Source organism: Streptomyces sp. NBC_00289 (assembly GCF_041435115.1).
In the GTDB taxonomy this organism is placed as follows: Bacteria; Actinomycetota; Actinomycetes; order Streptomycetales; family Streptomycetaceae; genus Streptomyces.
Genome location: NZ_CP108046.1, coordinates 8,237,838 through 8,260,135 on the forward strand (window position 1 = coordinate 8,237,838; position 22,298 = coordinate 8,260,135).

The 22,298-nt window shown below is 68.4% G+C and carries 21 protein-coding genes, 2 pseudogenes and 1 riboswitch; of the genes and pseudogenes, 16 read left to right on the forward strand and 7 right to left on the reverse strand.

Annotated features, from left to right (window positions below; all coding sequences use genetic code 11):
• The first annotated feature begins 425 nt into the window (after positions 1-425).
• From OG985_RS37305 to OG985_RS37315, 3 genes are all read left to right on the forward strand, one after another.
• A complete protein-coding gene (locus OG985_RS37305) occupies positions 426-1,016 on the forward strand; it encodes a hypothetical protein (protein WP_371672783.1) in 591 nt (196 codons plus the stop codon).
• Positions 1,017-1,600: 584 nt separating this feature from the next.
• The gene (locus OG985_RS37310; protein ID WP_371672784.1) at positions 1,601-2,467 is read left to right on the forward strand and encodes a hypothetical protein; all 867 of its coding nucleotides are present in this window, start codon (positions 1,601-1,603) and stop codon (positions 2,465-2,467) included.
• 12 nt (positions 2,468-2,479) lie between these two features.
• Positions 2,480-2,830, forward strand: coding sequence for a hypothetical protein (locus OG985_RS37315; RefSeq protein ID WP_371672785.1), 351 nt, complete (start codon positions 2,480-2,482; stop codon positions 2,828-2,830).
• A 12-nt stretch (positions 2,831-2,842) separates the two neighbouring features.
• Here the strand turns inward: OG985_RS37315 and OG985_RS37320 are convergent, their stop codons facing one another.
• A complete protein-coding gene (locus OG985_RS37320) occupies positions 2,843-3,022 on the reverse strand; it encodes a hypothetical protein (RefSeq protein WP_371672786.1) in 180 nt (59 codons plus the stop codon).
• A 1,012-nt stretch (positions 3,023-4,034) separates the two neighbouring features.
• On the opposite strand from OG985_RS37320, the gene OG985_RS37325 reads away from it, so the two are divergent.
• The 3 genes from OG985_RS37325 to OG985_RS37335 are packed head-to-tail and all read left to right on the forward strand — an operon-like array spanning position 4,035 to position 7,406.
• Positions 4,035-4,316, forward strand: a complete 282-nt coding sequence (locus OG985_RS37325; protein WP_371672787.1) for a hypothetical protein — start codon at positions 4,035-4,037, stop codon at positions 4,314-4,316.
• Positions 4,303-7,065 (forward strand): hypothetical protein, encoded by a 2,763-nt coding sequence (locus OG985_RS37330; protein ID WP_371672788.1) that lies wholly within the window; start codon positions 4,303-4,305, stop codon positions 7,063-7,065. Before OG985_RS37325 ends, OG985_RS37330 begins: the two co-directional genes overlap by 14 nt.
• Positions 6,975-7,406 (forward strand): hypothetical protein, encoded by a 432-nt coding sequence (locus OG985_RS37335; RefSeq protein ID WP_371672789.1) that lies wholly within the window; start codon positions 6,975-6,977, stop codon positions 7,404-7,406. Before OG985_RS37330 ends, OG985_RS37335 begins: the two co-directional genes overlap by 91 nt.
• A gap of 84 nt (positions 7,407-7,490) precedes the next feature.
• On the opposite strand, the gene OG985_RS37340 is transcribed toward OG985_RS37335, so the two are convergent.
• The 3 genes and pseudogenes from OG985_RS37340 to OG985_RS37350 all read right to left on the reverse strand — a co-directional run.
• Positions 7,491-7,877 (reverse strand): hypothetical protein, encoded by a 387-nt coding sequence (locus OG985_RS37340; protein WP_371672790.1) that lies wholly within the window; start codon positions 7,875-7,877, stop codon positions 7,491-7,493.
• Positions 7,878-7,961: 84 nt separating this feature from the next.
• Positions 7,962-8,471 carry an IS5 family transposase gene (locus OG985_RS37345; protein ID WP_371672791.1) on the reverse strand — a complete coding sequence of 170 codons (510 nt, stop codon included), beginning with the start codon at positions 8,469-8,471 and terminating at the stop codon, positions 7,962-7,964.
• Positions 8,472-8,580: 109 nt separating this feature from the next.
• Positions 8,581-8,754, reverse strand: a pseudogene (locus OG985_RS37350) (transposase); the annotation flags it as partial.
• 63 nt (positions 8,755-8,817) lie between these two features.
• On the opposite strand from OG985_RS37350, the gene OG985_RS37355 reads away from it, so the two are divergent.
• From OG985_RS37355 to OG985_RS37370, 4 genes are all read left to right on the forward strand, one after another.
• Positions 8,818-10,284, forward strand: coding sequence for a peptidoglycan DD-metalloendopeptidase family protein (locus OG985_RS37355; RefSeq protein ID WP_371672792.1), 1,467 nt, complete (start codon positions 8,818-8,820; stop codon positions 10,282-10,284).
• A gap of 343 nt (positions 10,285-10,627) precedes the next feature.
• Positions 10,628-10,870, forward strand: coding sequence for a hypothetical protein (locus tag OG985_RS37360; RefSeq protein WP_371674602.1), 243 nt, complete (start codon positions 10,628-10,630; stop codon positions 10,868-10,870).
• Positions 10,842-11,366 (forward strand): DUF6879 family protein, encoded by a 525-nt coding sequence (locus OG985_RS37365; protein ID WP_371672793.1) that lies wholly within the window; start codon positions 10,842-10,844, stop codon positions 11,364-11,366. Before OG985_RS37360 ends, OG985_RS37365 begins: the two co-directional genes overlap by 29 nt.
• A 13-nt stretch (positions 11,367-11,379) precedes the next feature.
• A complete protein-coding gene (locus OG985_RS37370) occupies positions 11,380-12,231 on the forward strand; it encodes a helix-turn-helix domain-containing protein (protein ID WP_371672794.1) in 852 nt (283 codons plus the stop codon).
• A gap of 821 nt (positions 12,232-13,052) precedes the next feature.
• Here OG985_RS37370 and OG985_RS37375 read toward each other — a convergent pair.
• A pseudogene (locus tag OG985_RS37375) lies at positions 13,053-13,376 on the reverse strand (DUF5995 family protein); the annotation flags it as partial.
• Positions 13,377-13,549: 173 nt separating this feature from the next.
• Here OG985_RS37375 and OG985_RS37380 point away from each other — a divergent pair.
• The gene (locus OG985_RS37380; protein ID WP_371674603.1) at positions 13,550-14,659 is read left to right on the forward strand and encodes a glycoside hydrolase family 6 protein; all 1,110 of its coding nucleotides are present in this window, start codon (positions 13,550-13,552) and stop codon (positions 14,657-14,659) included.
• Here the strand turns inward: OG985_RS37380 and OG985_RS37385 are convergent.
• A complete protein-coding gene (locus OG985_RS37385; RefSeq protein WP_371672795.1) occupies positions 14,641-16,047 on the reverse strand; it encodes a uracil-xanthine permease family protein in 1,407 nt (468 codons plus the stop codon). The two genes, OG985_RS37380 and OG985_RS37385, sit on opposite strands and share 19 nt — an antisense overlap.
• Positions 16,048-16,162: 115 nt before the next feature.
• Here OG985_RS37385 and OG985_RS37390 point away from each other — a divergent pair, with 115 nt between their 5' ends.
• Complete coding sequence (locus OG985_RS37390; protein ID WP_371672796.1) at positions 16,163-16,621, forward strand: acyl-CoA thioesterase; 459 nt, start codon at positions 16,163-16,165, stop codon at positions 16,619-16,621.
• Here OG985_RS37390 and OG985_RS37395 read toward each other — a convergent pair.
• A complete protein-coding gene (locus OG985_RS37395) occupies positions 16,581-17,792 on the reverse strand; it encodes an MFS transporter (protein ID WP_371672797.1) in 1,212 nt (403 codons plus the stop codon). The two genes, OG985_RS37390 and OG985_RS37395, sit on opposite strands and share 41 nt — an antisense overlap.
• Positions 17,793-17,915: 123 nt before the next feature.
• Here OG985_RS37395 and OG985_RS37400 point away from each other — a divergent pair, with 123 nt between their 5' ends.
• The 4 genes from OG985_RS37400 to OG985_RS37415 all read left to right on the forward strand — a co-directional run bounded on the left by OG985_RS37400 (position 17,916) and on the right by OG985_RS37415 (position 22,293).
• Complete coding sequence (locus OG985_RS37400; RefSeq protein ID WP_371672798.1) at positions 17,916-19,142, forward strand: ROK family transcriptional regulator; 1,227 nt, start codon at positions 17,916-17,918, stop codon at positions 19,140-19,142.
• Positions 19,143-19,488: 346 nt separating this feature from the next.
• Positions 19,489-19,619: riboswitch (FMN riboswitch) on the forward strand.
• Positions 19,620-19,763: 144 nt separating this feature from the next.
• Entirely contained in the window at positions 19,764-20,369 is a 606-nt protein-coding gene (locus OG985_RS37405) for a riboflavin synthase (protein WP_371672799.1), read from the forward strand.
• Complete coding sequence (locus OG985_RS37410; protein ID WP_371672800.1) at positions 20,366-21,007, forward strand: nicotinamide riboside transporter PnuC; 642 nt, start codon at positions 20,366-20,368, stop codon at positions 21,005-21,007. The genes OG985_RS37405 and OG985_RS37410 overlap by 4 nt, the downstream gene beginning before the upstream one ends.
• Positions 21,004-22,293: a bifunctional 3,4-dihydroxy-2-butanone-4-phosphate synthase/GTP cyclohydrolase II gene (locus tag OG985_RS37415; RefSeq protein ID WP_371672801.1), complete on the forward strand. Its 1,290-nt coding sequence runs from the start codon at positions 21,004-21,006 to the stop codon at positions 22,291-22,293. Before OG985_RS37410 ends, OG985_RS37415 begins: the two co-directional genes overlap by 4 nt.
• Positions 22,294-22,298: the final 5 nt, after the last annotated feature.

Consider the following 22,298-nt stretch of genomic DNA (forward strand, 5'->3'; position numbering starts at 1 on the left):
TCAAGGTCAGTAGTTTGGCCAGACTGTCCAAACTGGCTCCGGAGGACGTCGAGAGCCCCTCTGACGGAGGGCGACGGAGGAGGCGGGGCGGACGGCGCCCCAGGGAGCCCCTGAGTGCCCCTCTCGTCGCCCCGCAGGGGCCCGCAGGGGAAAAAGGGCCCATCGACCCCTCCTGGACGCTCCTGCGCCCACTCGGGGCGTATCTGCTGGTAGATTGCCCGTCGGTCTCGATGTTACGCAGCGTAGTCAGAATTGCATTCGTGCCCTCGTAACAACTGCCGGGAATTCCCCCATAACGATGGTGGGGACGGGAGCGCTCCGAGGCTAAAGGTGTGGCGCAGGTCACTCCAGCATTTTCAGCCTGGCGCCCCATAACTCCCTTGAGGTCGCGCGCTTGCGCGGCTCCGACATCAAAGGGGTAAGGCATGTACGACGACCACGGCGCACCCATCCGCCGGCGCACCCGACTGACGGACGAGGCGGAGGAGCTCCGCTATCTGGGGCTGGAGCTGGAGACAGACCACGACGCCTACGTCTCCCGCGGGCGGGCACCGTGGCGGGGACTGAGCGGACACGACCCGCTCGACGACATCCCCGACGAGGAGTTCGGGGAGCGGCAGTTCGAGGACTGGCACGACGGCATGTATGACGATGACGACCCTGATCGTCCGCAGCGACGTCGTCCGTCGGGACGGGCCGTCGACATCGTCCCTCCGGTACAGACCGAAGTGACGGTGACTGTGGATCCGGCGATAGCGGCAGCATTCGCGGCCCGTCAGTCCGGCGCGACGGAGGGCGCGACGTGGGTCGTCGACGGCGGGCAAGTGGCCGTCGTCGGGGACTTCAAAACCTGGCGCGGCCCGTGCGCGCAATGCGGCACGGCGTTCGAGCAGCGTCGGCCCGCGAGCCAGACCCGCCGTTGGAGGAAGTTGTGCGGAGGCGAGTGCACGGCGTCTTGGGAGCGCGACAGGGCTCGTGATCGCAAGCGCCGGCAGCGTGGTGACGACGCTGCCTGACCTGATGTCACGGGTTACATAGGGAAGGGGAGGGGGCCGCCCCTTCCCTCTCCCCTCTACCTCGCGGTGCCTCCGGCCCCCAGAAACTCCGCCGTTGAAGGTCCCCGCGACTGCGTGACGTCGTCACCTTTCCGACGTCACGCAACGGGCTCCCATCCGCGTCCCTTCGGGGGGCACGTTGAGCGCTGGCTTTTCCTCTGGGCCTTGCAGCTCCGCGCCGTCATTCCGCGGGTGGGAGCCCGTCCCTATGCCCAAAATTCGAGCCATAGAGCGAAGATCACGGACGGAGAGACGATGCGCGCTCTTGACGTACCTAGCCCCGTCGAACGGTCGTGCCTGTCATGCGGGGAAGACTTCCCCGTGACGCTGGAGCACTGGCCGTTCGACGCCGCGGGACGAGGCGGTACCCGACCGCACTGCCTGACTTGCTACAACGCGAGGCGCCGCGAGGCGTACGCGTCCAATCCTGAGCCCCAACGCAGACGTATGCGAGAGCGATACGCGACGCGTGCGGCTTACTTCAGACAGGCCCTTGTCCCACGTGGACCGGGGCCATCGGCATTTCTAGAGACAGAGGACTGACTATGCGTGCGAGCACGAATCCCGAACTCACGGCAGCGTGGGCGACGGTGCCCAGCGTCGCCACAGCGCAGGAGCGCTACGAGGCGGCCGTCAAGCTGCGCCGCGACTTCCCGCGCGGCGACACTCCCGAAGCGGCCCTGACGCGCGTCCAGGACGAGGCCATCACGGCGTTCACGGCCACGGGCGAGTGGCCGAGGGACTTTGCCCGGAAGGCGAGCAAGGCGCATGCCGACGCCGTGGTGTGGCAGGCGGAGGCGATCGCGCTCCGGCGCGCGGAGGACATGCTGAAGTACGCCGCGGAGGACGTGCGCGACATCACGGCGCCTGACGTCCTGGAGCACCTGGGGAGCCGTCTGACGGAGATCCTGGGCGCTGCGAAGGACGCCAGTTCGGCGCTGGGCGACGTCAGGACAGCCGACGAGGCCATTGACGCAGGCGCGGATGCCCTCGACGCCTGGAAGCGTCTTACGTCGCTCCTGAGCGAGTTCCGCAACGTGCGCGCGGCGCAGGCCGACGTACTCCGTTCGGTGAGCGGCCCGGACGAACAGGCGCGCATGCGCGTGTGGGCGGCGCAGGGCCACGGAGAGGTGCGGGGCGTACGTCTCGACGACGTCCCGGCTCACATCCTGGACGTGATGCGAACGCGCGCCTACAGCATCGAGTACCTGGCGTGGCTCGCGCAGTCCGGGGCGGGTTACGTGCCGGCGTCCTTCGATGACCTGGCGGCAGACGTCGAAGCGTCGACGGAGCCGATCTCCTACACCGACGCTGGCCGACCCGCCAACTACAGCCCCCGCGTGACGCCGATCCCCGAAGCGCCCGCGCCGGCGCTGACCGGTGCCGAGCGCACCCCTGAACTCTCTTACTGACCTGGAGGAACCATGACCCCCGAGGAAGAGCGCGACGCCGCTCTCAACGAACTCGCCCGACTCCGCGCCGGAGTCGCAGCCGGCCTGACACCTGACCAGTCCGCCCGGATCCAGGGCACCACTTCCGACGAGCTCGAAGCGGACGCCGCGACGCTCGCCGCGGAGCTGGGCGCCGCCAACACCGCTCCCACGCACCGCTCCGGTGGTAACCAGGGACCCGACGTCGCCACAGCGACCGGTGTCGCGGCCGGCGCTGCGCTGTACCGCGACCGTCACGGCGTCCCGGAGGACGGGCAGCGTCCCGCACCGACGAACGGGCGGGCCCCGTTCACTGAGAACACCTGGAACATGGAGAGCCGATAACCAGGGCTGACGTCAACGTCGCCAGAACCTCCAGAAGTCAGCAAGCGCTCTGATGATCTCGGGGCGCTCACTGGCGTCAGAGCCACGCAGACTCAGAGGCAGCGAAACGAGCACGATCAGGGCCAGCACGCCAAACAACAGCGCGAGCAACCACGGTGCAGATAGGGCGAGTTCACCCAGGACGGACCACACGACGAACGCTCCTCAGCAACGGTGTTGTGCCACGTGCCGTGAGGAGGATGCATCAGCAGCCTCAACGACGACAGGTGACCTGTCAGTGCGCAGGGCCCTTGCTGCGCGCTGCACCGTTGCGGTGCATGTCGTTGAGGTCTACGGGAGACCTACAGAGTGGTGGTTCCCTGACGGCATTGCGCCGTTGGGCACCTGTCTACTCAGGGCCACTACTTGCTGGTAGCAAGTAGCCAAGCTCCGTTGCGGAGCAGGCCGTTCCCGTTGCGGGAGCGGTGCTGAGTTGGCGGTCTCAGCTCCCTGAGCCTAGCACTGTCAGGCTCCCAGTCGCCTGGAGATCAGGGCGAGCCTCGCGCCGGCTTCGCTGCGAAGATCAACTGACCATGATCACCCAGGGGGTGACCCCTGATCTTGATCTTTGAAGACCGTAAAGGTGCTGGGCGTCGCTGTCTGTACGGGTCTGGGGACCTGAGATGTAACGCTTCCAGGCGCCGCCGCAGGGCCCTCTGACGCCCCGTTGGGGGCTCTGGCGCGCGGCCGACGAGGCGGATCGTGCGCGACGGACGATCATTCAGTACGCGCAAGATCCCTCCACAGCCGTTACAACCCGCAGGTCAGAGACCTAAAAGCGTTCGAAGCCCCGAGGAGCGTCCTCGGGGCTTTTTTGTTGCCCTCAGGAGGAACTCAATGGAATTCGCGACGTCACCGACGTGCGACCGAGCCGGTTGCAGGTTTGAGCGCGGTAAGCGCCGGAGGGCGAACGGCGCCGTGACGCAGTGGTGCAGCGCCGCTTGCTATAGGTGGAGCGTCAGGGCGCGCTGCGCCATGCGCGCCAGTGACGTGGTGGAGGCCGCGGAACTTCTCCGCCTATCGGAACTTCTCGACGCACGCTCGAACCCGTGGGAGTTCGTCCCCGGAGTCTTTCCGGAGGACGCCCCGCGCCCCTGAGGAACTCAGCCCCATCCACCTAGCCCCCAATGGACGCATTGGGGGTTTTTGCATGTCAGGAATTCATATGAACCATGAACCAACGCGTTGCCTCCGCCCCGACTGTCGTTTCTCGCCGTTGCTGGGGTTGACCGAAATCGGTGGTCTGGAGGTGTTCGCTTACTGCTCTATTGCCTGCAAAGAGTTCACGGAGGCGAGTCTAGTTGTCGCCCGTTCGGAGCCGACAACGGAAACTGAACGCCGTTCTCATCAACTCATCCTGATCAACGAGTTGCTAAACCTCCGCGCCCATGCGGCGGAGTATGACGAGGCTCCGGGACTGTGCGGGGTGCTCGATGCCGGATCTTGACATTGTCGGAACCGCAGCAGTCGATATCGTCCCGATTGCTTCGCAGTTCCACGAGAAACTGAAGGCTGCCGTCCTCCCTGCCGCGGACCGCGTGGGGCGGGAGGCCGGCGAGCGCATCGGCGAGGCCATATCCCGGAACATCGTCGTGAGCATCCCGGATGCGGTGGTGAGCGGCGGACGGCGCGCGAGAGTGGCCGCGGACCGTGAAGGCGGGCAAGTTGGAGGCGCCTTCGGACGCTCTGTAAAGCGCAAGCTGGAGGAGGCGTTCAAATCCCTCCCGCGCGCTGACGTTCGTCTCGGAGATACGGGCCTGAACGCCGATCTCGACCGTTTGCGGGCACGCATAGCGTCGTTGTCCGGCAAGACGATCGGCATAGACCTTGACGCCGGCGCGGCACTCGCGGAAATCACTGAGATTGACGCAGCGTTGGCGCGTTTGGCGGCCGACAACCCAACCGTTCAGGTGAGAACGGACACGGCTGCCGCGCGTGCTGCATTGGCGGCAGTTCAGGCGCAGATAAACGACGTCGACCGCGACGACGTGAATATCCGCGTCAAGGCTGACACGGCCGGCGCAATATCTGCTTTGCGCATGCTCGGAATTCAAATCGGTGCCGTAGCTGCGATCCCCCTAGTCCCGGTAGCTGCCGCCGGTATCGGCGCCATAGCCTCCGCGGCCGTCGCCGCTGGAGCGGGAGTGGGCGCACTTGCTCTGGCAGCTATCCCCGCGATCAAGGGCGTCACTGCCGTCATTCAGGCGAAGTCCGCGGCGGAGAAGGAAGCGAAGTCCGCGACGGACAACAGCGCTGCCGCCTCCGTCAAGGCGTCGCAGCGTGCACTTCAGATGGTGGGCGCACAGCAAGCATTGACGGCCGCCCACCGCAACGCAGCCCGCTCCATCGCGCAGGCCAACCGGCAGGTAGCCGACGCTGAACGCGCCGTTGCCGACGCCGCACAGCGTGCCGCGGATCAGCGACGTCAGGCCGCGGAGAGCGTCGAGCGCGCAGAGCGTTCCCTCTCCGACGCCAAGCGTCAGGCCCGGCAGGCGGAGGAAGACCTCACGCAGGCTCGCGCGGACGCAGTGCAGCAACTCGCCGACCTCAACGACAAGCTTGCCGACGGCGCCCTTGACCAGCGTGACGCCACGCTCCGCGTCCAGGAGGCGCAACAGGAGCTAGCTAAGACGCAAGCTGAGTACGACGCCGGCAAGGCTACTGACCTCCAGCTCCAGCGCGCGCAGCTCGCCTATGACCAGTCGGTACAGGCTGCGGCGGAGCAGAAAAAGCAGTTCAAGGAACTCCAGAAAGACGCGAAGGAAGCCGAGAAGGCAGGCGTCAGCGGAAACGCGAATGTCAGAAGCGCCGCGGAGCAACTCGCCGAAGCTCAGCGCAGCGTCCGCGATCAGACGGAAGCCGTAGCCGACGCGCACCGCGACGCAGCCCGCGCGGAGGTCGAGGCGGCTCAGTCCGTGGTCGACGCTCAGCGCTCCCTGGCCGACGCCGTCCAGAGCGCCGCAGACACGCAGGTCCAGGCCGCGGATTCCATCGCGTCCGCCGAACGGGGCGTCGAGTCGGCTCGCCTGTCGAGCATCGACACGACTGTCAAGGCTGCGACGAAGTCTGACGAGTACCGTAAGGCACTCGCGAAGCTCACTCCCGAGCAGCGCGACCTCTACGACTCCATTGCCGGCCCGAAGGGCATCACGGCGGCGTTCAAGGCGTGGTCGAAGGAGCTTCAGCCTGACGTCCTGCCGCTCTTCACGCGCGGCGTCGACGGGGCGAAGGCGTCACTGCCGGGACTCTCGCCGCTCGTGCGAGAGGCAGCGGCAGGTGTTGCGGAGCTCCAGGACGCTGCATCGAACGAGCTGAAGCAACCGTTCTGGCGACGATTCAAGGCGGACATCGAGAAGAGTGCTCGACCGGCGATCGTCGGTCTGGGGAAGACGCTCGGGAACGTGCTGAAAGGCGCGGCCGGCGTCGTCGACGCCTTCCTACCGCACATCGACGGAATCGCTGACCGCATGGTCAAGGCGTCCGGCCGGTTCGCCAATTGGGGCGCCGGCCTGAAGGGCTCTCCGAAGTTCGAACGGTTCCTGAACTACGCGGACGAGCACGGCCCGTTGATCGCTCGGACCCTGGGATCCATCGCCGGAGCTTTCCTGGCCATCGGAACGGCGATGTCACCCGTCTCCGGCCCGCTGCTCAGGCTGATCGGAAGTCTGGCCGACGGGATAGCCTCCGTTGCCGATACGCTGCCCTGGCTGATTCAGCTCATGTACGGCGCATGGGTCGCCACGAAACTGTGGACGCTGGCAGTGTTTGCGTTCAATCTCGTCATGGCTGCGAATCCCATTGTCCTGATCGGCGTCGCTATCGTCGCCCTCGTCGCGACGGTCATTTATGCCTACAAGCATTGGGGCTGGTTCCGCGACACACTGAAGACGGTCGGCGACGTCGCAGTATGGCTCTGGAAGCAAGCGATCAAACCCGCTTTCGAAGGGATATGGCTCGCTGCGCGGATCCTGTTCGCCATCGTGGTGACGGCCGTCCTCACGCCGATCTGGATACTGATTCAGGCCGTCGGAGTCATCGCGATGTGGCTGTGGGAGAAGGCGATAAAGCCTTCGTTCACGTACATCGGCGACCGTGCAACCTCGGTTTGGAAGATCTCAAGCCGTTCTTCTCGGGATTCTGGGACGCGATCAAGTATGTCGGCGACAAATTCGTCTGGCTCTACGACCACGCGATAAAGCCCGTGACGGGGTGGATTTCCGACAAGGTACGCGCCCTCTACGACCGGCACCTCGCCCCCGCGTTCAAGGATATGCGGAAGGATTTCGGGTGGGTAGCTGACAAACTGGAATGGCTGTACGACCACGGCGTGAAGCCGATCACCGACGACATTGCCGACGCGTTCGGCGATATGCGTGACAGCATCAAGGAAGCCTGGCAAAGCGTCGTAGACCACTCGAAGACGCCCGTGAACTTCATTATCAAGTGGGTTTACACAAAGGGCATTAAGGCGGTCTGGGATAAGGTCGCCGGCTTCGTCGGACTGAAGAAACTCCCGGAGGCTCCTAAGAACTCGTAACACGATCTTGCTGGCGTCCCGCGGCTGGTACGGGGGGTGCTGTTGAGGTTGCCGCCGCGAGGTCGTTTACGGGCTACGCCGGAGTCATGCCGGGATGAAGCTCGGCCACCAGGGTGGGACGTTGCCCGGGCACAGCGGGGTGGGGTAGGAGTCCGGCATGCCAATCCATGTGACCAGGAACCAGGCGAACCACAGGGTGAAGACGAACCCTGCAGCCAGAGCTGTACTGCGATGACGCTTCCCGAGGGTTCTGTGCAGGATCACCCACGGAACCGCAGCGGCGATCCATATAAGAGGCGCAAGAAACATCAATGTCATGCTGTTGGCTGCTGCGTTGACGCCGATGTCGCAAGCAGCCCATGCCCTCCCAATGGCAGCAATGATTGCCACCGCGGTGAGCCCACCGAAGAGGACGCCAAAGCCAGTTCCGCTGAACGAGCGGCTCGGAGGACTCGACGGCTCTGCTCCCACGATCATCTCCCCGCCTCGCGTAGATGCGGAGGGTACCAACGTTCTGCAGCAGCGAGCTGGGGCCCTGGCCTGCCCTGACACCGGTCAGTCGTTCTTGGGCTTCCAAAGCCGTCGCCAGCAGATGAGGCTGCAGGCGAGGGAGACGAAGGCGTCATGGAGTTCGGTGCGGCGTTCCCAGCGGACGGCGAGGCGTTTGAAGTGGTGCAGCAGGGCGAAGGTCTGCTCGACGACGTAGCGAAGCTTGCCCATGCCCTTGATGTTCGGTGATCCCTTGCAGGAGATGACGGGCAGGATCCGTCGGCGACGCAACTCGTCGCGGTGGGCGTTGGAGTCATAGCCCTTGTCGCCGAGTAGGGCTTCGGGCCTGCGGCGGGGCCGGCCGGGGCGGCCCGCGACGGGCGGGATGCCGTCGACCAGGGCGAGGGTCTGGGTGACGTCGTTGACGTTGGCCGCGGTCGTGATGACCTTCAGCGGGGTGCAGCGTCCATCGCAGATCAGGTGGTGCTTGCTGCCCGTTTTCCCCGGTCGACCGGCGACGGACCGGTGTCGGCGCCCCTTTTTTCGCGCGGATGTGAGAGCCGTCCACGCACGCACCTGACCAGTCGAGTTCGCCAGCCGCGTTCAGCTCCGCGAGCAGGACCCGGTGCAACCGGTCGAAGACTCCTGCTCTCTGCCACCGGTCCAGGCGGCGCCAGCAGGTCTGCCCCGAGCCGAACCCCAGCTCCAGGGGTAGGAGTTGCCAGGCTATGTCGTTGTAGAGAACGAACAGGATGCCCTGGAGGCAGAGCCGATCCGCCACCGGTCGTGGCCCCGGGGACCGCTCCGGCCACGGCGGCAGTAACGGCTCGATCAGCACCCACAACTCATCGTCCACCATCCACGGTCGAGTACCCACACCTCGCGAACGGCCGGATAGTCACACCGGTTACGTCCCACCAGCATGCTTCAACAAGATCCTGTTACGAGCTCTAAGCTCCTGGAGGCGGGCGGAACAATCGGCAACGGTTGGGGTCCCGCGCGCCCGATGAAGACGAACCGACCGACGGCCATCGTCGGCGAGGGTAATCCTCGCTATCCCGAGTACGTCATTCCGACGGACCCGAAGTACCGCAGCCGCGCGCTCGCGATGCATCAACAGGCGGGAACTCAGCTCCTCGAATCCGGCGGCATCATCGGCGGAGCGTGGGACTGGACGAAGGACACCGTCGGCGACGTCATCGGCAAGGGAATCGACTGGGCTAAGACGGGCGCGGATCTGATGATCCACCCTGCGAAGGTCTGGAACTCGCTCCTGAAGCCAGTCATGTCGAAGGTGACGGGCGGCGTAGGAACCTCCCTCATGGGCAAGGCTCTCGCGTCCTACCCGGTGAAGATGGCCGGCAGCCTGAAGGACAAGATCGTTGACGCCGTCGCGAACATGTTCCAGGGCGACGTATCGGGAGGCCAGTGGGTCAAGCCCGTCAACGTCCCCTTCGGAACGCGATTCGGGGTCGCCGGCAACATGTGGTCGAGTGGCCATCACACGGGCCTCGACTTCCCGGCAGACGTCGGGACGAGGATCAACGCCGTAGCCAACGGCCAGGTCACCGGAGCCTCCAGCGGGGGCCCCTACGGCAACCACGTCATGGTGAGCCACGGTGGCGGACTCTCCTCCCTGTACGCGCACATGAGCCGCATGCTGACGTCAGTCGGCCAGGTGGTTAAGCAGGGGCAGCAGATCGGCAAGGTCGGCGCAACTGGCAACGTCACCGGACCTCACCTCCACCTGGAGGCGCGACTGGGCGGAACGCCTGTCGACCCCATGCCGTACCTGACGGGTCCGGCCGGCGGGTTCAACGCGCAGGCTGCCGGAGCGGCGCAGCGGTACGCGAAGAGCATCCTCCCCAACTACGGGTGGGGACCCTCGCAGTTCGGCCCGCTGAAGCAACTGTGGAACGGCGAGTCGGGGTGGCGCTGGAACGCGCGTAACGCCTCGTCCGGCGCCTACGGAATCCCGCAGGCACTGCCCGCAACGAAGATGGCGTCCGCCGGCTCCGACTGGCTGACGAACTACAAGACGCAGATCCGTTGGGGTCTCGGCTACATCAAGGGGCGCCCCGACTACGGATCTCCGTCGGCCGCCTACTCGAAGTGGCTTGCTCGCTCGCCGCATTGGTACGATTCGGGCGGTTTGCTCCAGCCTGGTCTAAACCTGGTAGCGAACGGGACAGGCAAGCCGGAGCCTGTGTTCACCTCTGGACAGTGGGACGACATTCGCGCCGCGAAGAGCGGAAGCGGTGCGCCGAACATCAACGTCGTCTCGCACACCTACCTCGACGGCCGCGAAGTCGGCGGGATCATTGAGCAGAAGATCGAGGCGTACGACGCCGACACGGGCCGGCTGATCTCAGCCGGTCGCTACACCTGATCACCACACCACACGCACACTGCGGGCCGGCTCCGACATGGGGCCGGCCCACCCCCAGCTACGCCCCGCGGACCGACATGGACCGCGGGGCTTTCGACTTTCAGGAGGAACCATGCTTGGACAGCCGGCGAAGCGGCAGCAGACGACGTGCTTGCACTGTGGCGTGACACTGGAGCAGGCGTCCGGAGCGGGGCGTGTGAGGCAGTACTGCACTCCTGAACACGGTCGCATGTGGCGCCGTCGCATGCGTCACGCGGGATGGCTCTAGGCACTCTTGACGGCTGCACCCGTGGGCGTGATGGTCGTAGAACATTGCGCAATCCGCGTGACGACGGAGGTCATCATGGCTCTACGCTCGTTCGGTAAGGACCCCGAGACAAACGGCGACCACTGCCCGACGGTATGGCTCGACGAGGACAGGCAAGAGTTCGTGTTCCAGGGATGGAAGGCGGACGAGGCTCTACAGGCACAATGCCTTGCGACGGGACCGATCCCCGACACGGAGGCAGTCGTCCGACTGCCTGTCCGCATGGTGCAGCAGATCAGGGAGGCACTCGATGTCGCGGAACGTGCCGCCGTTCGCTGACTTGCTCGCCGGCTGCCGTCGCTCCGCGGTCCACCTGGAGACGCGCGACGTCTACGGGGTCGCCGAGGAAGACGCCGACTTCGCTGCCTGGCGCGACGGGCGGAGGTACGACCTCGACGACCGCTCGTCGTGGTGGAACGACTTCCACGACGTCGTGTCGGACGCCGTGAGCCGCGGAGTTGTCATGCGACGCGCTCGCGTCGTGTCGGAGCCCGTAAGCGAGTACATCGGCTACGAGCACTCGTGCACGCCGCAGAACATCGAGGCCGGCGAGGCGGTTCGGTGGCTGCCTCGACGCCTGGCATCAGATCTCCTGATCCCGGGGAACGATCTGTGGATCTTCGACGACCGACTCATCCGCTTCAGCCTGTTCGCAGGTAACGGCCAGTTTGTCACCGACGTCGTGGAGGACTCAGACGACGTCGTGAAGCGCCACGCGGAGGCGTTCGAATCCATCTGGGATCGCGCCATCCCGCACGAGGACTACCGGATCTGAGCGACGTCGACAGATGCAGTCTCCCTACCCGTCATCGGCGCTTGACGCCGCACGCCGTGCCATCGCGGAGCAACTCCGCGAGATCCGCCGTGACTCCGGTCTGACGGGCAGGGAGGTTGCAGCCCGAGCCGGCTGGCTCCCGTCGAAGGTGTCGCGGCTCCAGAGCGCTACGACGCCGCCATCCGACGAGGACATCCGCGCATGGTGTCGCGCTTGCGACGCGGAGGACCGGATCCCGGATCTTCTAGCGGCGAATCGCACGGCCGACTCGATGTACCTCGAATGGCGCCGCGTGCAGCGCACGGGGCTGCGACGGCTGCAAGAGTCCCGGATCCCGCTGTACGAGCGAACCCAACAGTTCCGCGTCTACAGCTCTACCGTCATCCCAGGATTCCTCCAGACGTACGAGTACGCGGCGTCGCTCCTGGGGAGCATTGCGCGCGTCCACGGGACGCCTGATGACGTCGCCGATGCGGCAGCTGCGCGCGTAGAGCGGTCACACATCATCCGTGAAGGCGTTCACCGCTTCGCCATCCTCCTGGAGGAGAGCGTCCTACGCCACGTGGTCGGAGACCCGGCGACCATGGCGGGCCAACTGGGCTACCTGCTCTCCGTCATGGCGCTGCCCTCCGTGTCAGTCGGCATCGTCCCCGCGGGTCGCCCCCGGGACATGTGGACACTGGAGACGTTCACGATCTTCGACGAGGAACGCGTCCACGTGGAGCTGCTGACGGCTGCCATCACGGTGACGACGCCTGGAGAGATCTCTCAGTACGCCCATGCCTTCGAGGAAATGGTGTCACTCGCGGTCTACGGGGCGCGCGCTCGGTCGCTCATCTCGGCGTCGATTGACTCCCTCGACTGAAAATGCGTAGAACTCCATAGAACTTCGTGGAACTCCGGTCGGGCTCCCGCCTACCTTCGATGCACAGGAGTCCCGGAGAATTTGGAGGCGTCGTGCCACGCCCTGAAACCAGAGAACGGCCCGACGTCGGCGACGTCATGATGGACACCCTTCACGATCGTCTCGGGGAATACCGCGACGAGACGACGGAGTCCGTATACCTGCGCCCCGTCGGGGGCGGGCGGGAGTGGTTAGTCGGCCGCGGATACGTCCGGCCGGCGACCGCAGAGGAAGCGGTAAGGGCGAAGGTTCGCGTCGAGAATGAGCGATCGCGGAACCGCGTCCGGTGAGCGGGACGAAGCCGTTCCCCAGCGTGCACAGCAGCGACGGACTCAAGGCATTACCGGCGCGCATGTACGTCGAATGCACCCGGTGCGTTGGGATGCACCACGTTGACGATGTGCCCGACCCGGTGGCGTGGGCGGAGGAGCACACGCAGCTGAAGCCCTGGCACGTCACGTTCCGCGTCACGCACATAACGAACTTCAGTACTGGCGAACCTCCGACGGAGGACGACGCCCCCTGAGCCCGCGGACCGGGTCTGGTACGCGCCCGGTTCGCGGTGGGCGCGACAGAGCAGAGTGGTTGAGGTTGATGTGAGGTCGGCCGATTCCCTCCCTGGCTCACGCGCCCGTAAGGCTCCACCCCCGGCGGGTCCTCACCTCCTGGGGGTGGAGTCCCCTGACGCCCCGTCCGTCTCCCACCCCTGTGGAGGCGGGCGGGGCTTCTTTGGGTTTACGCAGGTCAGTGGGCTATCGGATGGAGTGCATGTCTGCTCATCTCGCGAGCGCGAACTGCAGCGGTCGTACGCCGGGATGGCGGCGGAACTGGAACACGGGCCGCCAGCAGGCGGGCGGGCGCCGCTCGTCGGCCACCGACTCCACCGCGGCGAGATAGCGCTCCGCGAACCGTACGTCCAGGGTGATCAGGGCGCGCGGGTCGCCGAGGCGACCGGCGTCGACGCGTCGGTCGACCGCCTCGGTGACGGCGAGGTAGACGCGGTTGAAGACCGCCACCCCGTCCCGCTCCGGCAGGTTCGCGTCGAGCGCGCGCATACGGGAGAGGACCTCGTCGACGGGAGTGGTGACTTGTTCGCATTGCACCATGTGGGCAGAGTCGCAGCTTTACGCTGGCCCGGATACCGGCGGGCCCGAGGCTTCCCCACAACGGGGGAACGCGCCCGTCGCGCGGGAGGGGGAGCGGCACCGTGTCAGGTTCGCGTGCCCGTCGGCAGACCGGACAGCGGGCCGGGCGCACACGCGCCGCCCGGCGTGCCGTCATGGTCGCCGCGGCCTCGTGCGTCGTCGCCCTCGGAACGGTCACCGGACTGCTCTCCGCGCTCGACGACGGGCGCGGCTCCGACGAGGCCGCGCCCCGGGTGACCAGCTCGCCTCGACTGGCACCGCTGCCCGCCGTCCCGTCGGCGTCCCCCTCGGCCACGACCTCTCCCAGCCCTTCACCGGCCACCAGCAAGGCCAGCCCTTCGCCCAGGAAGTCCGGGAACGTACGGGGGCCGGCCGCCGCCTCGACGGGGCTGTACCGGTACGCCGACTCCCAGGTGCTCGAGTGGGTGCGCGCCCACCCCGGCGACTCGCGCGCCCAGGTCATCGGGTCCCGCATCGCCGACCGGCCGACGGCGGTCTGGTTCGCCGACTTCTCGCCGTCGACGATCGCCGGCCGGGTGCGCGCGGTCACGTCCGGCGCCGCCGGGCAGGGCCGGGTGCCGGTACTCGTGGCGTACGCGATACCCGGCCGTGACTGCGGCGGGGCCTCGGAGGGCGGAGCGCCCGACCTGGGCGCGTACGACGACTGGATCGATGGCTTCGCCTCAGGACTGGGCTCCTCGGAGGTCGTCGTGATCCTGGAGCCCGACTCGATCGCCCAGGCCGACTGCCTCGCGGAGGACGAACGCGCCGACCGCTTCGCCTCGTTGGCCCGCGCGGGCCGCGTCCTCAAGGCAGCGAACCCGGGCGCGCGGGTCTACTACGACGCGGGCCACTCCGGTTGGAACACGCCCGCGCAGCAGGCGGCCCTCCTGAAACAGGCGGGCGCCGCCTCGGCCGACTCCTCCGACGGCATCTTCAGCAACGTCTCCAACTTCCACCTCACGTCCGACGAGATCGCCTACGACCGCCGGGTCCTCGACGCCCTCGGCGGTCCCGCGGGCCTGGGCGCCGTCATCGACACCAGCCGCAACGGCAACGGCGCCCCGGCCGACGGCGAGTGGTGCGACCCCTCGGGCCGCAGGATCGGCCGGGCACCGAGCCTGGACACCGGTGAGGCGCGCATCGACGCCTACCTGTGGGTGAAGCTGCCGGGGGAGTCGGACGGTTGCAAGGGAACGCCGGGCACGTTCACGCCGTCGTACGCCTACGAGTTGGCGCGCTGAGCTCCCTCGCCGGAAGCTTCCGTGTCGTACGAGGAGGTGCCCTCGTCCAGCAGCGGCTCCTGCGTCCTGAGGTGGGCGGGCGCGAACGCGCGCAGCGCGTGGTATCCGATGATCACGACCAGCGTGCCCAGGGCGATGCCGCTCAGCGAGAAGGTGTCGGTGAACTTCATGGTGACGTCGCCGACGCCGATGATGATGCCCGCCGCGGCCGGCACCAGATTGAGCGGGTTGCGCAGGTCCACCCCGGCGCTCATCCAGATCTGGGCGCCGAGCAGGCCGATCATGCCGTAGAGGATGACGGTGATGCCGCCGAGGACGCCGCCCGGGATCGCGGCCACGACCGCGCCGAACTTGGGGCAGACGCCGAAGAGGAGTGCGAAGCCGGCGGCGGCCCAGTAGGCGGCCGTCGAGTAGACGCGGGTCGCGGCCATCACACCGATGTTCTCGGAGTAGGTGGTGTTGGGCGGGCCGCCCACCGCGGTGGACAGCATGGAGCCGACGCCGTCGGCGGCGATCGCGGTGCCCAGCCTGTCGTCCAGCGGGTCCCCGGTCATCTCGCCGACCGCCTTGACGTGTCCGGCGTTCTCGGCGATCAGCGCGATGACGACGGGCAGGGCGACCAGGATCGCCGACCACTCGAAGGACGGCCCGTGGAGGGCCGGCAGTCCGATCCAGTCGGCGTGACCGACCCCGGAGAGGTCGAGCCGCCAGTGGTCGGTGACCTTGCCGCTCGCGTCCACCGAGTGGATCCGGCCGAAGATCCGGTCGAAGGCCCAGGACACGCCGTAGCCGAAGACCAGGCCGAGGAAGATCGCGATCCGGGACCAGAAACCACGCAGACAGACGACCGCCAGAGCGGTGAACGCCATCACCAGCAGGGCCGTCCACTGGTCCTGCGGCCAGTAGGTGGAGGCGGTGACCGGGGCCAGGTTGAAGCCGATCAGCATCACGACCGCGCCGGTGACGATCGGCGGCATCACCGCGTGGATGATCCGCGCCCCGAAGCGCCGCACCGCGAGACCCACGAGGAACAGCGCGACGCCCACGACGAAGACCGCGCCGGTCACGGTCGCGCTGGTGCCGCCCTGCGCGCGGATCACGGCCGCGACCCCGACGAACGACAGCGAGCAGCCCAGGTAGCTGGGCACCCGGCCCCGGGTCGCGAGCAGGAAGACGACGGTCGCGACCCCGGACATCATGATGGCGAGATTGGGGTTCAGACCCATCAGGATCGGGGCCACGAACGATGCCCCGAACATCGCGACCACGTGCTGGGCGCCGAGCCCGACCGTGCGCGGCCAGGAGAGCCGTTCGTCGGGACGGACCACCGCCCCGGGCGCCGGGGTGCGTCCGTCGCCGTGCAGTTTCCAGCGGACGCCAAGATCCATGGTGCGGTTTCGCTTTCCTCGTACGTGCGGGTTCCGGACCATTGTCACGTGGAGGGGGAGGGTGAGCGACCGCTTAGGATAGCGATCGTTGCCCCATACACTCAGGAGTCCCGCCGTGACCGCCGAAGCCCCGACCGCCCCCGCCCTGTCCTACGGCCGGCTGATGCCCGTCACGGTCCACTTCGACGACCTGGACGCGCTCGGCATGCTGCACAACGCCCGCTACCCGCTGCTCGTCGAACGGGCCTGGACCGAGTTCTGGCAGGGGCACGGCATCCGCTTCGACGGCGACTGGGCGAGCGCCGGTGACGCCTGCAACGTGGTCAGGGAACTGTTGATCTCCTACGACCTCCCGGTCACCCGGAGCGGCGCCTACGCCGTCCACCTCTGGCTGGAGCGCCTCGGCACCACCGGCCTGACCTACGGCTTCCGGTTCTGCTCGGCGGACGGCGGCACGACCTACGCGCGCGGCACCCGGGTGCTGGTGCGGCTGGACGCGGGAACCCTGCGCCCCGCGCCCTGGAGCGACCGCTTCAGGACCGCGGGCCGGGAACTGCTTCGGCCGGCGGGCTGAGCTTCGGGCGGTCCCGGTCGGCCGAGCGCAGCACCCCGGCGAAGACCACGAGCCCGCACGCCAGCAGGGTCACCAGACCGAACGACACCATCAGGCTGGTCGCCTGGGCGATGCCGCCGATCGCGCTCGGCGCGACCAGGCCGGAGGTGTAGGTGATGGTCGCGACGCCCGCGATGGCCTGGCTCGGGTTGGGGCCGCTGCGGCCCGCCGCGGCGAAGCAGAGCGGGACGACGACCGCGATACCGAGGCCCATCAGCGCGAACCCGGCCATCGCCACGGCCGGATGGCCCGCCACGACGACCAGCAGTCCGCCGAGTACGGCGAGGACACCGCCGGCGCGGACCGTCGCCACGGAACCGAACCGGTCCACCACCCGGTCGCCGGCGATCCGCGCGACCGCCATGGTGAGCGTGAAGCCCGTCGTGCAGGCCGCCGCGAGTCCCGCCGAGGATTCGAGCCGGTCGCGCAGATAGACCGCCGACCAGTCCAGGCTGGCGCCCTCCGCGAACACCGCGCAGAAGCCGACCGCGCCGATGAGCAGCGCCGACCTGGGCGGCAGCGCGAACCGGGGCGGCGGATCCTCGTCCTCGGCGGGCTGCAGGTCGAGCACCCAGGAGCACGCGCCCACGCCGAGCACGGTCAGGATTCCCGCCGCCAGCAGGTGATGCAGCCGGGCGTCCGCTCCCAGGTGGGCGGCGAGCGTGCCGGCCGCCGAGCCGATCAGGGCGCCCGCGCTCCACATGCCGTGCAGGCCGGACATGATCGAGCGGCCGAGACGGTTCTCGACCTCGACGCCGAGCGCGTTCATCGCCACGTCCGCCATGCCCGCCGTGGCCCCGTAGATGAACAGGGCCACGCACAACGTCAGCAGGTTCGGGGCGAGGGAGGGCAGGACCAGCGCCAGTGTCCACAGGGCGATCAGTCCGCGCAGCGCGTTCCGGGCACCGAAACGGTGGGTGACGCTGCCCGCCAGCGGCATCGCGAGCGAGGCGCCGAGCGCGGGGAAGGCGAGGGCGAGGCCCAACTGTCCCGCACTGACGGAGGCATGGTCCTGGACCCACGGCACCCGCGTCGCGAATGAGCCGGTGACGGCGCCGTGCACGGCGAAGACGGCGGCCACGGCGTACCGGGCGCGCTTCACCTCGCGCTGCTCGTAGATCACTGCACCCATTCTCCGACCCCTCCCAGGTCTGTTCCCCGCACGGCCGACGTAAACTATCAGGGACCCTGCCTGATAGATAGCGCGTAACCGGTCGCCCGGCGTGCGACCCCGCCGATCTGGAAGGATCCCGGCATGCCCGCATCCCCGAGCACCGCCCGGGCCATCAACGACCGGCTCGCCCTGCGTCTGCTCCAGCAGGAGGGCCCGTTGACGGCGGGGCGACTCAAGCAGCTGACCGGTCTGTCCCGGCCGAGCGTCGCCGACCTCGTCGAACGTCTCACGCTGGCCGGTCTGATCGCCGTGGTCGGGGAGTCGGGGGAACAGCGCCGGGGCCCGAACGCGAAGGTGTACGGCATCGTCGCGGACCAGGCCCACCTGGCGGCCCTGGACGTGCGCCTGGAAGGGGTCTCCGTGGTCGTCTCCGACCTCCTCGGCCGGGCGCTGGCCGAGGCGTCGGTGCCGATCGGCCCCGACACGGGTACCGGTTCCGCGGTGGAGCAGGCGGTCACGCTCGTCGAACGGGTGGTGAAGGAAGCGGGGGCCGACCGGCTGCACACCGTCGGCATCGGCGCCCCCGGCCTGATCGATCCGGCGAGCGGCGAACTCCGCGACTCCACCGGCCTGCCCGAGTGGCACCGCCGACTGGTGGCGGCCCTTCAGGAGCGGTTCCCGGACGCCCGGTTCAGCGTGGAGAACGAGACCAACCTCGCGGCGCTGGCGGAACAGCGCGACGGGGCCGCCCGGGACCGGGACACCTTCGTCCTGCTGTGGCTCGGCATGGGGATCGGCTCCGCGGTCGTCCTGGACGGGGCGCTGCGCCGGGGCGCCAACGGAGGGGCGGGCGAGATCGGCTTCCTGCCCGTCCCCGGGACGTCGGGGCTGCCCTCCGCCACCGACTGCGACGGCGGCTTCCACTCCCTCGCGGGGGCGGCGGCGGTCGCGGCCCTCGCGGCGCGGCACGGCGTGCCGGCGGAGCCCGCCGGGTCGGGGCCGGCCACGGAGGCGCTGGTGCGGGCGGCGGTCCGGCGGGCCGGCGCGGACCCGTCCGCCGAGCGTTTCCTCGACGCCCTCGCCGACCGGGTGGCCCTCGGCGCCGCCGCCGTCATCTCGGTCCTGGACCCCGGCTGCCTGGTGCTGGCCGGCGAGATCGGCCGGGCCGGCGGCGACACGCTCGCCGCCCGGGTCCAGCACCGCCTGGCCCGGATGTCACCCCTGCCCACCGAGGTGCGGTCCAGCGCGCTGGGTGGCGGCGCGGTCCTGCGCGGCGCACTGCTCACGGCGCGGGACCGGGCCCAGGAGGAACTCTTCGCACCCCCGGAAAACCGTCCGTCCGGCCGCACCCGCCCGCCGGGTCCGTGAAGGGCGGCCCGCCGGTCGCGCCACCCGACCGCGCTCGTCCCGCGCTCACGGTGCCGACGCGCCGCCGTACGGCAATGGAGGCCCGGCGGCGGGCAAGGGCCGTCGTCACCGCCGCCGGGCCGGTCCGCGAGGGGGCGGGCGGAACCCGGTCACCTGCGCAGACCCTAAAAGGACTAGACCACGCTGGTCAATAGGTATGGACCAATCTCAAGCGGGCCTGAGGGGTCGGGAGTTGACGGCCTCACGGGCCGTCAGGGAAGTCCAGCGAAGGTCGTTGTGAGCCACCCCACAGCATTCGCCCGTATGGACGCCGACACGGCGTGGCACACTGGCCCTGTACCAGAAGCAGCGCACTCCGGGGTCGGTGAAAGTCCGAACCGGCGGTTACAGTCCGCGACCCGGTCGCTTCCAGCGGCCGGTTGACCAGGTGAAATTCCTGGACCGACGGTTAAAGTCCGGATGGGAGGCAGTGCGCGGCGGGCGGGCATTCGTGCGCGCCGCCGTACCGGTTCGTCCTTGAGGCGAACCCTGTCCGGCGTCGTTCCCGGTGTTCCTGTCCGTTGTTCTGTCGTCATCGACAGCCCCGGAGTCCGTGCCCCAAGAGGCAGGAGGACCCGGGAAGTGTTCACCGGAATCGTCGAAGAGCTGGGCGAGGTCACCGCCGTCGAGAACCTCGGCGACGCGTCCCGCTTCCGGCTGCGCGGCCCCGTCGTCACCGCGGGCGCGAAGCACGGCGACTCCATCGCCGTGAACGGCGTCTGTCTGACCGTCGTCGACCACGAGGACGACGAGTTCACCGCCGACGTCATGGCCGAGACCCTGGACCGCTCCAGCCTGGGCGCGCTCGCCGTCGGATCCCGCGTCAACCTCGAACGCCCCACCGCCGTGGGCGCGCGCCTCGGCGGCCACATCGTGCAGGGCCATGTCGACGGCACCGGTCAGGTGCTGGAGCGCAAGCCCTCCGAGAACTGGGAGATCGTGAAGATCTCACTCCCGGCGGACCTCGCGCGGTACGTGGTCGAGAAGGGCTCCATCACCGTCGACGGCATCAGCCTCACCGTCGTCGAGGCCGGCGCGGACCACTTCACCGTCAGCCTCATCCCCACCACCCTCGACCTGACCACGCTCGGCCGCAAGCAGCCCGGCGACCCGGTCAACCTCGAGGTCGACATCATCGCCAAGTATGTCGAGCGGCTGCTCGCCACCGGTCAGGGGGCGGACAGGTGAACCGGCTGAACTCCGAGGCCTTCGTCCTCTTCGACCAGCACATCCTGTGGTCGGACATGATCGGCAACATCTTCGGCCTGATCGCCCTCGCCCTCGGCTGGCGCCGCTCCATCTGGAGCTGGCCCGTGCAGTTCCTGTCCGGCCTGATCCTCTTCGGCGCCTTCTACAGTCACCTGACCGGCAGCGCCGGCAAGCAGGTCGTCGTCATGGTCGTCGCCGGCTACGGCTGGTGGCAGTGGAACCGCCGCAAGCGAGAGGGCGCGGACGGCCAGATCTCCGTGCGCTTCGCCACCTGGCGCGAACGCGCGGCGATGATCGCCGCCGCGGCCGCCGGCACCGTCGCCGTGGCCCTGCTCTTCAAGGCCTACCCGACGCTTTCCTGGGACCCCTGGCCCGACGCCTACATCTTCGTCGGCACCGTCGTCGCCATGTACGCCCAGGCGCGCGGCATGGTCGAGTTCTGGTTCGCCTGGCTCCTCGTCGACCTGGTCGGCGTCCCCCTGAACTTCGCCAACGGCTACGCCTTCTCCGGCTTCGTCTACGTCATCTACGGCGCACTCGTCCTGTGGGGCATGCGCGACTGGTGGCTGCGCTCCCGCAGGGACGCGCGGCCCGTCCTGGAAGGAGCGCCGGCATGACCTCGGCCCCGATCCTGTACAGCACCGACAACATCGAGGACTGGTCGCTCGACCCGATCGAGCAGGCCGTCGCCGACATCGCGGCCGGCCGCCCGGTCGTGGTCGTCGACGACGAGGACCGCGAGAACGAGGGCGACCTCGTCATCGCCGCCGAGAAGGCGACCCCCGAGATCGTCGCCTTCATGATGAGCGAGTGCCGCGGCCTGATCTGCGCGCCGATGGAGGGCGAGGAACTCGACCGGCTGAAGCTGCCGCAGATGGTCGACGACAACACCGAGTCGATGAAGACCGCGTTCACCGTGACCGTGGACGCGTCCGCCGCGCACGGTGTGACCACCGGCATCTCGGCCTCCGACCGTGCCACCACGCTCCAGCTGCTCGCGACCGGCACCGCCGCGGCCGACGACTTCGTCCGCCCCGGCCACATCTTCCCGCTGCGTGCCCGCTCCGGCGGGGTCCTGGTCCGCAACGGCCACACCGAGGCCGCCGTCGACCTGGCCCGGCTCGCCGGCCTGCGCCCGGCCGGCGCGATCGTCGAGATCGCCGGCGAGGACGGCCGCATGCTGCGCCTGCCCGAGCTGATCCCGTTCGCCCGCAAGCACGGCCTGACGATCATCTCCATCGAGGACCTGATCGCCTACCGACGCGGCGCCGAGCCCACCGTGCGCCGCGAGGCCGAGGTGCATCTGCCCACCGTGCACGGCACGTTCACGGCGTACGGCTACCGTTCCACCGTCGACGGCGTCGAGCACGTCGCCCTCGTCCACGGCGAGATCGGCGACGGCGAGGACGTCCTCGTGCGCATCCACTCCGAATGCCTCACCGGCGACGTCTTCGGCTCGCAGCGCTGCGACTGCGGCCCCCAGCTCGACACCTCCCTGGACCGGATCCAGGAGGAGGGCCGGGGAGTGGTCGTCTACCTGCGCGGCCACGAGGGGCGCGGCATCGGCCTGATGTCCAAGCTGCGCGCCTACGAGCTCCAGGAACGCGGCCGCGACACCCTCGACGCCAACCTCGAGCTCGGCCTGCCCGCCGACGCCCGCGACTACGGGGCCGGCGCGCAGATCCTGGAGGACCTCGGCGTCCGCAGCGTGCGGCTGCTGACCAACAACCCCGAGAAGACCGACGCGCTCGTGCGCCATGGCCTCAAGGTCACCGGGCGGGAGCCGATGCCCGTACAGGCGGGCGAGCACAACCTCCGCTACCTGCGCACCAAGCGGGACCGGATGGGGCACGACCTGCCCTGGCTGGACACGGCCCCCGTGTCCGCCTGCGGCAACCAGTAAGAAGA

Excerpts from the sequence above, each read along its gene's own strand:
- OG985_RS37305 (WP_371672783.1), top strand. The coding sequence starts at position 426 with ATGTACGACGACCACGGCGCACCCATCCGCCGGCGCACCCGACTGACG.
- OG985_RS37310 (WP_371672784.1), top strand. The coding sequence starts at position 1,601 with ATGCGTGCGAGCACGAATCCCGAACTCACGGCAGCGTGGGCGACGGTG.
- OG985_RS37315 (WP_371672785.1), top strand. The coding sequence starts at position 2,480 with ATGACCCCCGAGGAAGAGCGCGACGCCGCTCTCAACGAACTCGCCCGA.
- OG985_RS37325 (WP_371672787.1), top strand. The coding sequence starts at position 4,035 with ATGAACCATGAACCAACGCGTTGCCTCCGCCCCGACTGTCGTTTCTCG.
- OG985_RS37330 (WP_371672788.1), top strand. The coding sequence starts at position 4,303 with ATGCCGGATCTTGACATTGTCGGAACCGCAGCAGTCGATATCGTCCCG.
- OG985_RS37355 (WP_371672792.1), top strand. The coding sequence starts at position 8,818 with ATGCTTCAACAAGATCCTGTTACGAGCTCTAAGCTCCTGGAGGCGGGC.
- OG985_RS37360 (WP_371674602.1), top strand. The coding sequence starts at position 10,628 with ATGGCTCTACGCTCGTTCGGTAAGGACCCCGAGACAAACGGCGACCAC.
- OG985_RS37365 (WP_371672793.1), top strand. The coding sequence starts at position 10,842 with ATGTCGCGGAACGTGCCGCCGTTCGCTGACTTGCTCGCCGGCTGCCGT.
- OG985_RS37370 (WP_371672794.1), top strand. The coding sequence starts at position 11,380 with ATGCAGTCTCCCTACCCGTCATCGGCGCTTGACGCCGCACGCCGTGCC.
- OG985_RS37380 (WP_371674603.1), top strand. The coding sequence starts at position 13,550 with ATGGTCGCCGCGGCCTCGTGCGTCGTCGCCCTCGGAACGGTCACCGGA.
- OG985_RS37385 (WP_371672795.1), bottom strand. The coding sequence starts at position 16,047 with ATGGATCTTGGCGTCCGCTGGAAACTGCACGGCGACGGACGCACCCCG.
- OG985_RS37395 (WP_371672797.1), bottom strand. The coding sequence starts at position 17,792 with ATGGGTGCAGTGATCTACGAGCAGCGCGAGGTGAAGCGCGCCCGGTAC.
- OG985_RS37400 (WP_371672798.1), top strand. The coding sequence starts at position 17,916 with ATGCCCGCATCCCCGAGCACCGCCCGGGCCATCAACGACCGGCTCGCC.
- OG985_RS37415 (WP_371672801.1), top strand. The coding sequence starts at position 21,004 with ATGACCTCGGCCCCGATCCTGTACAGCACCGACAACATCGAGGACTGG.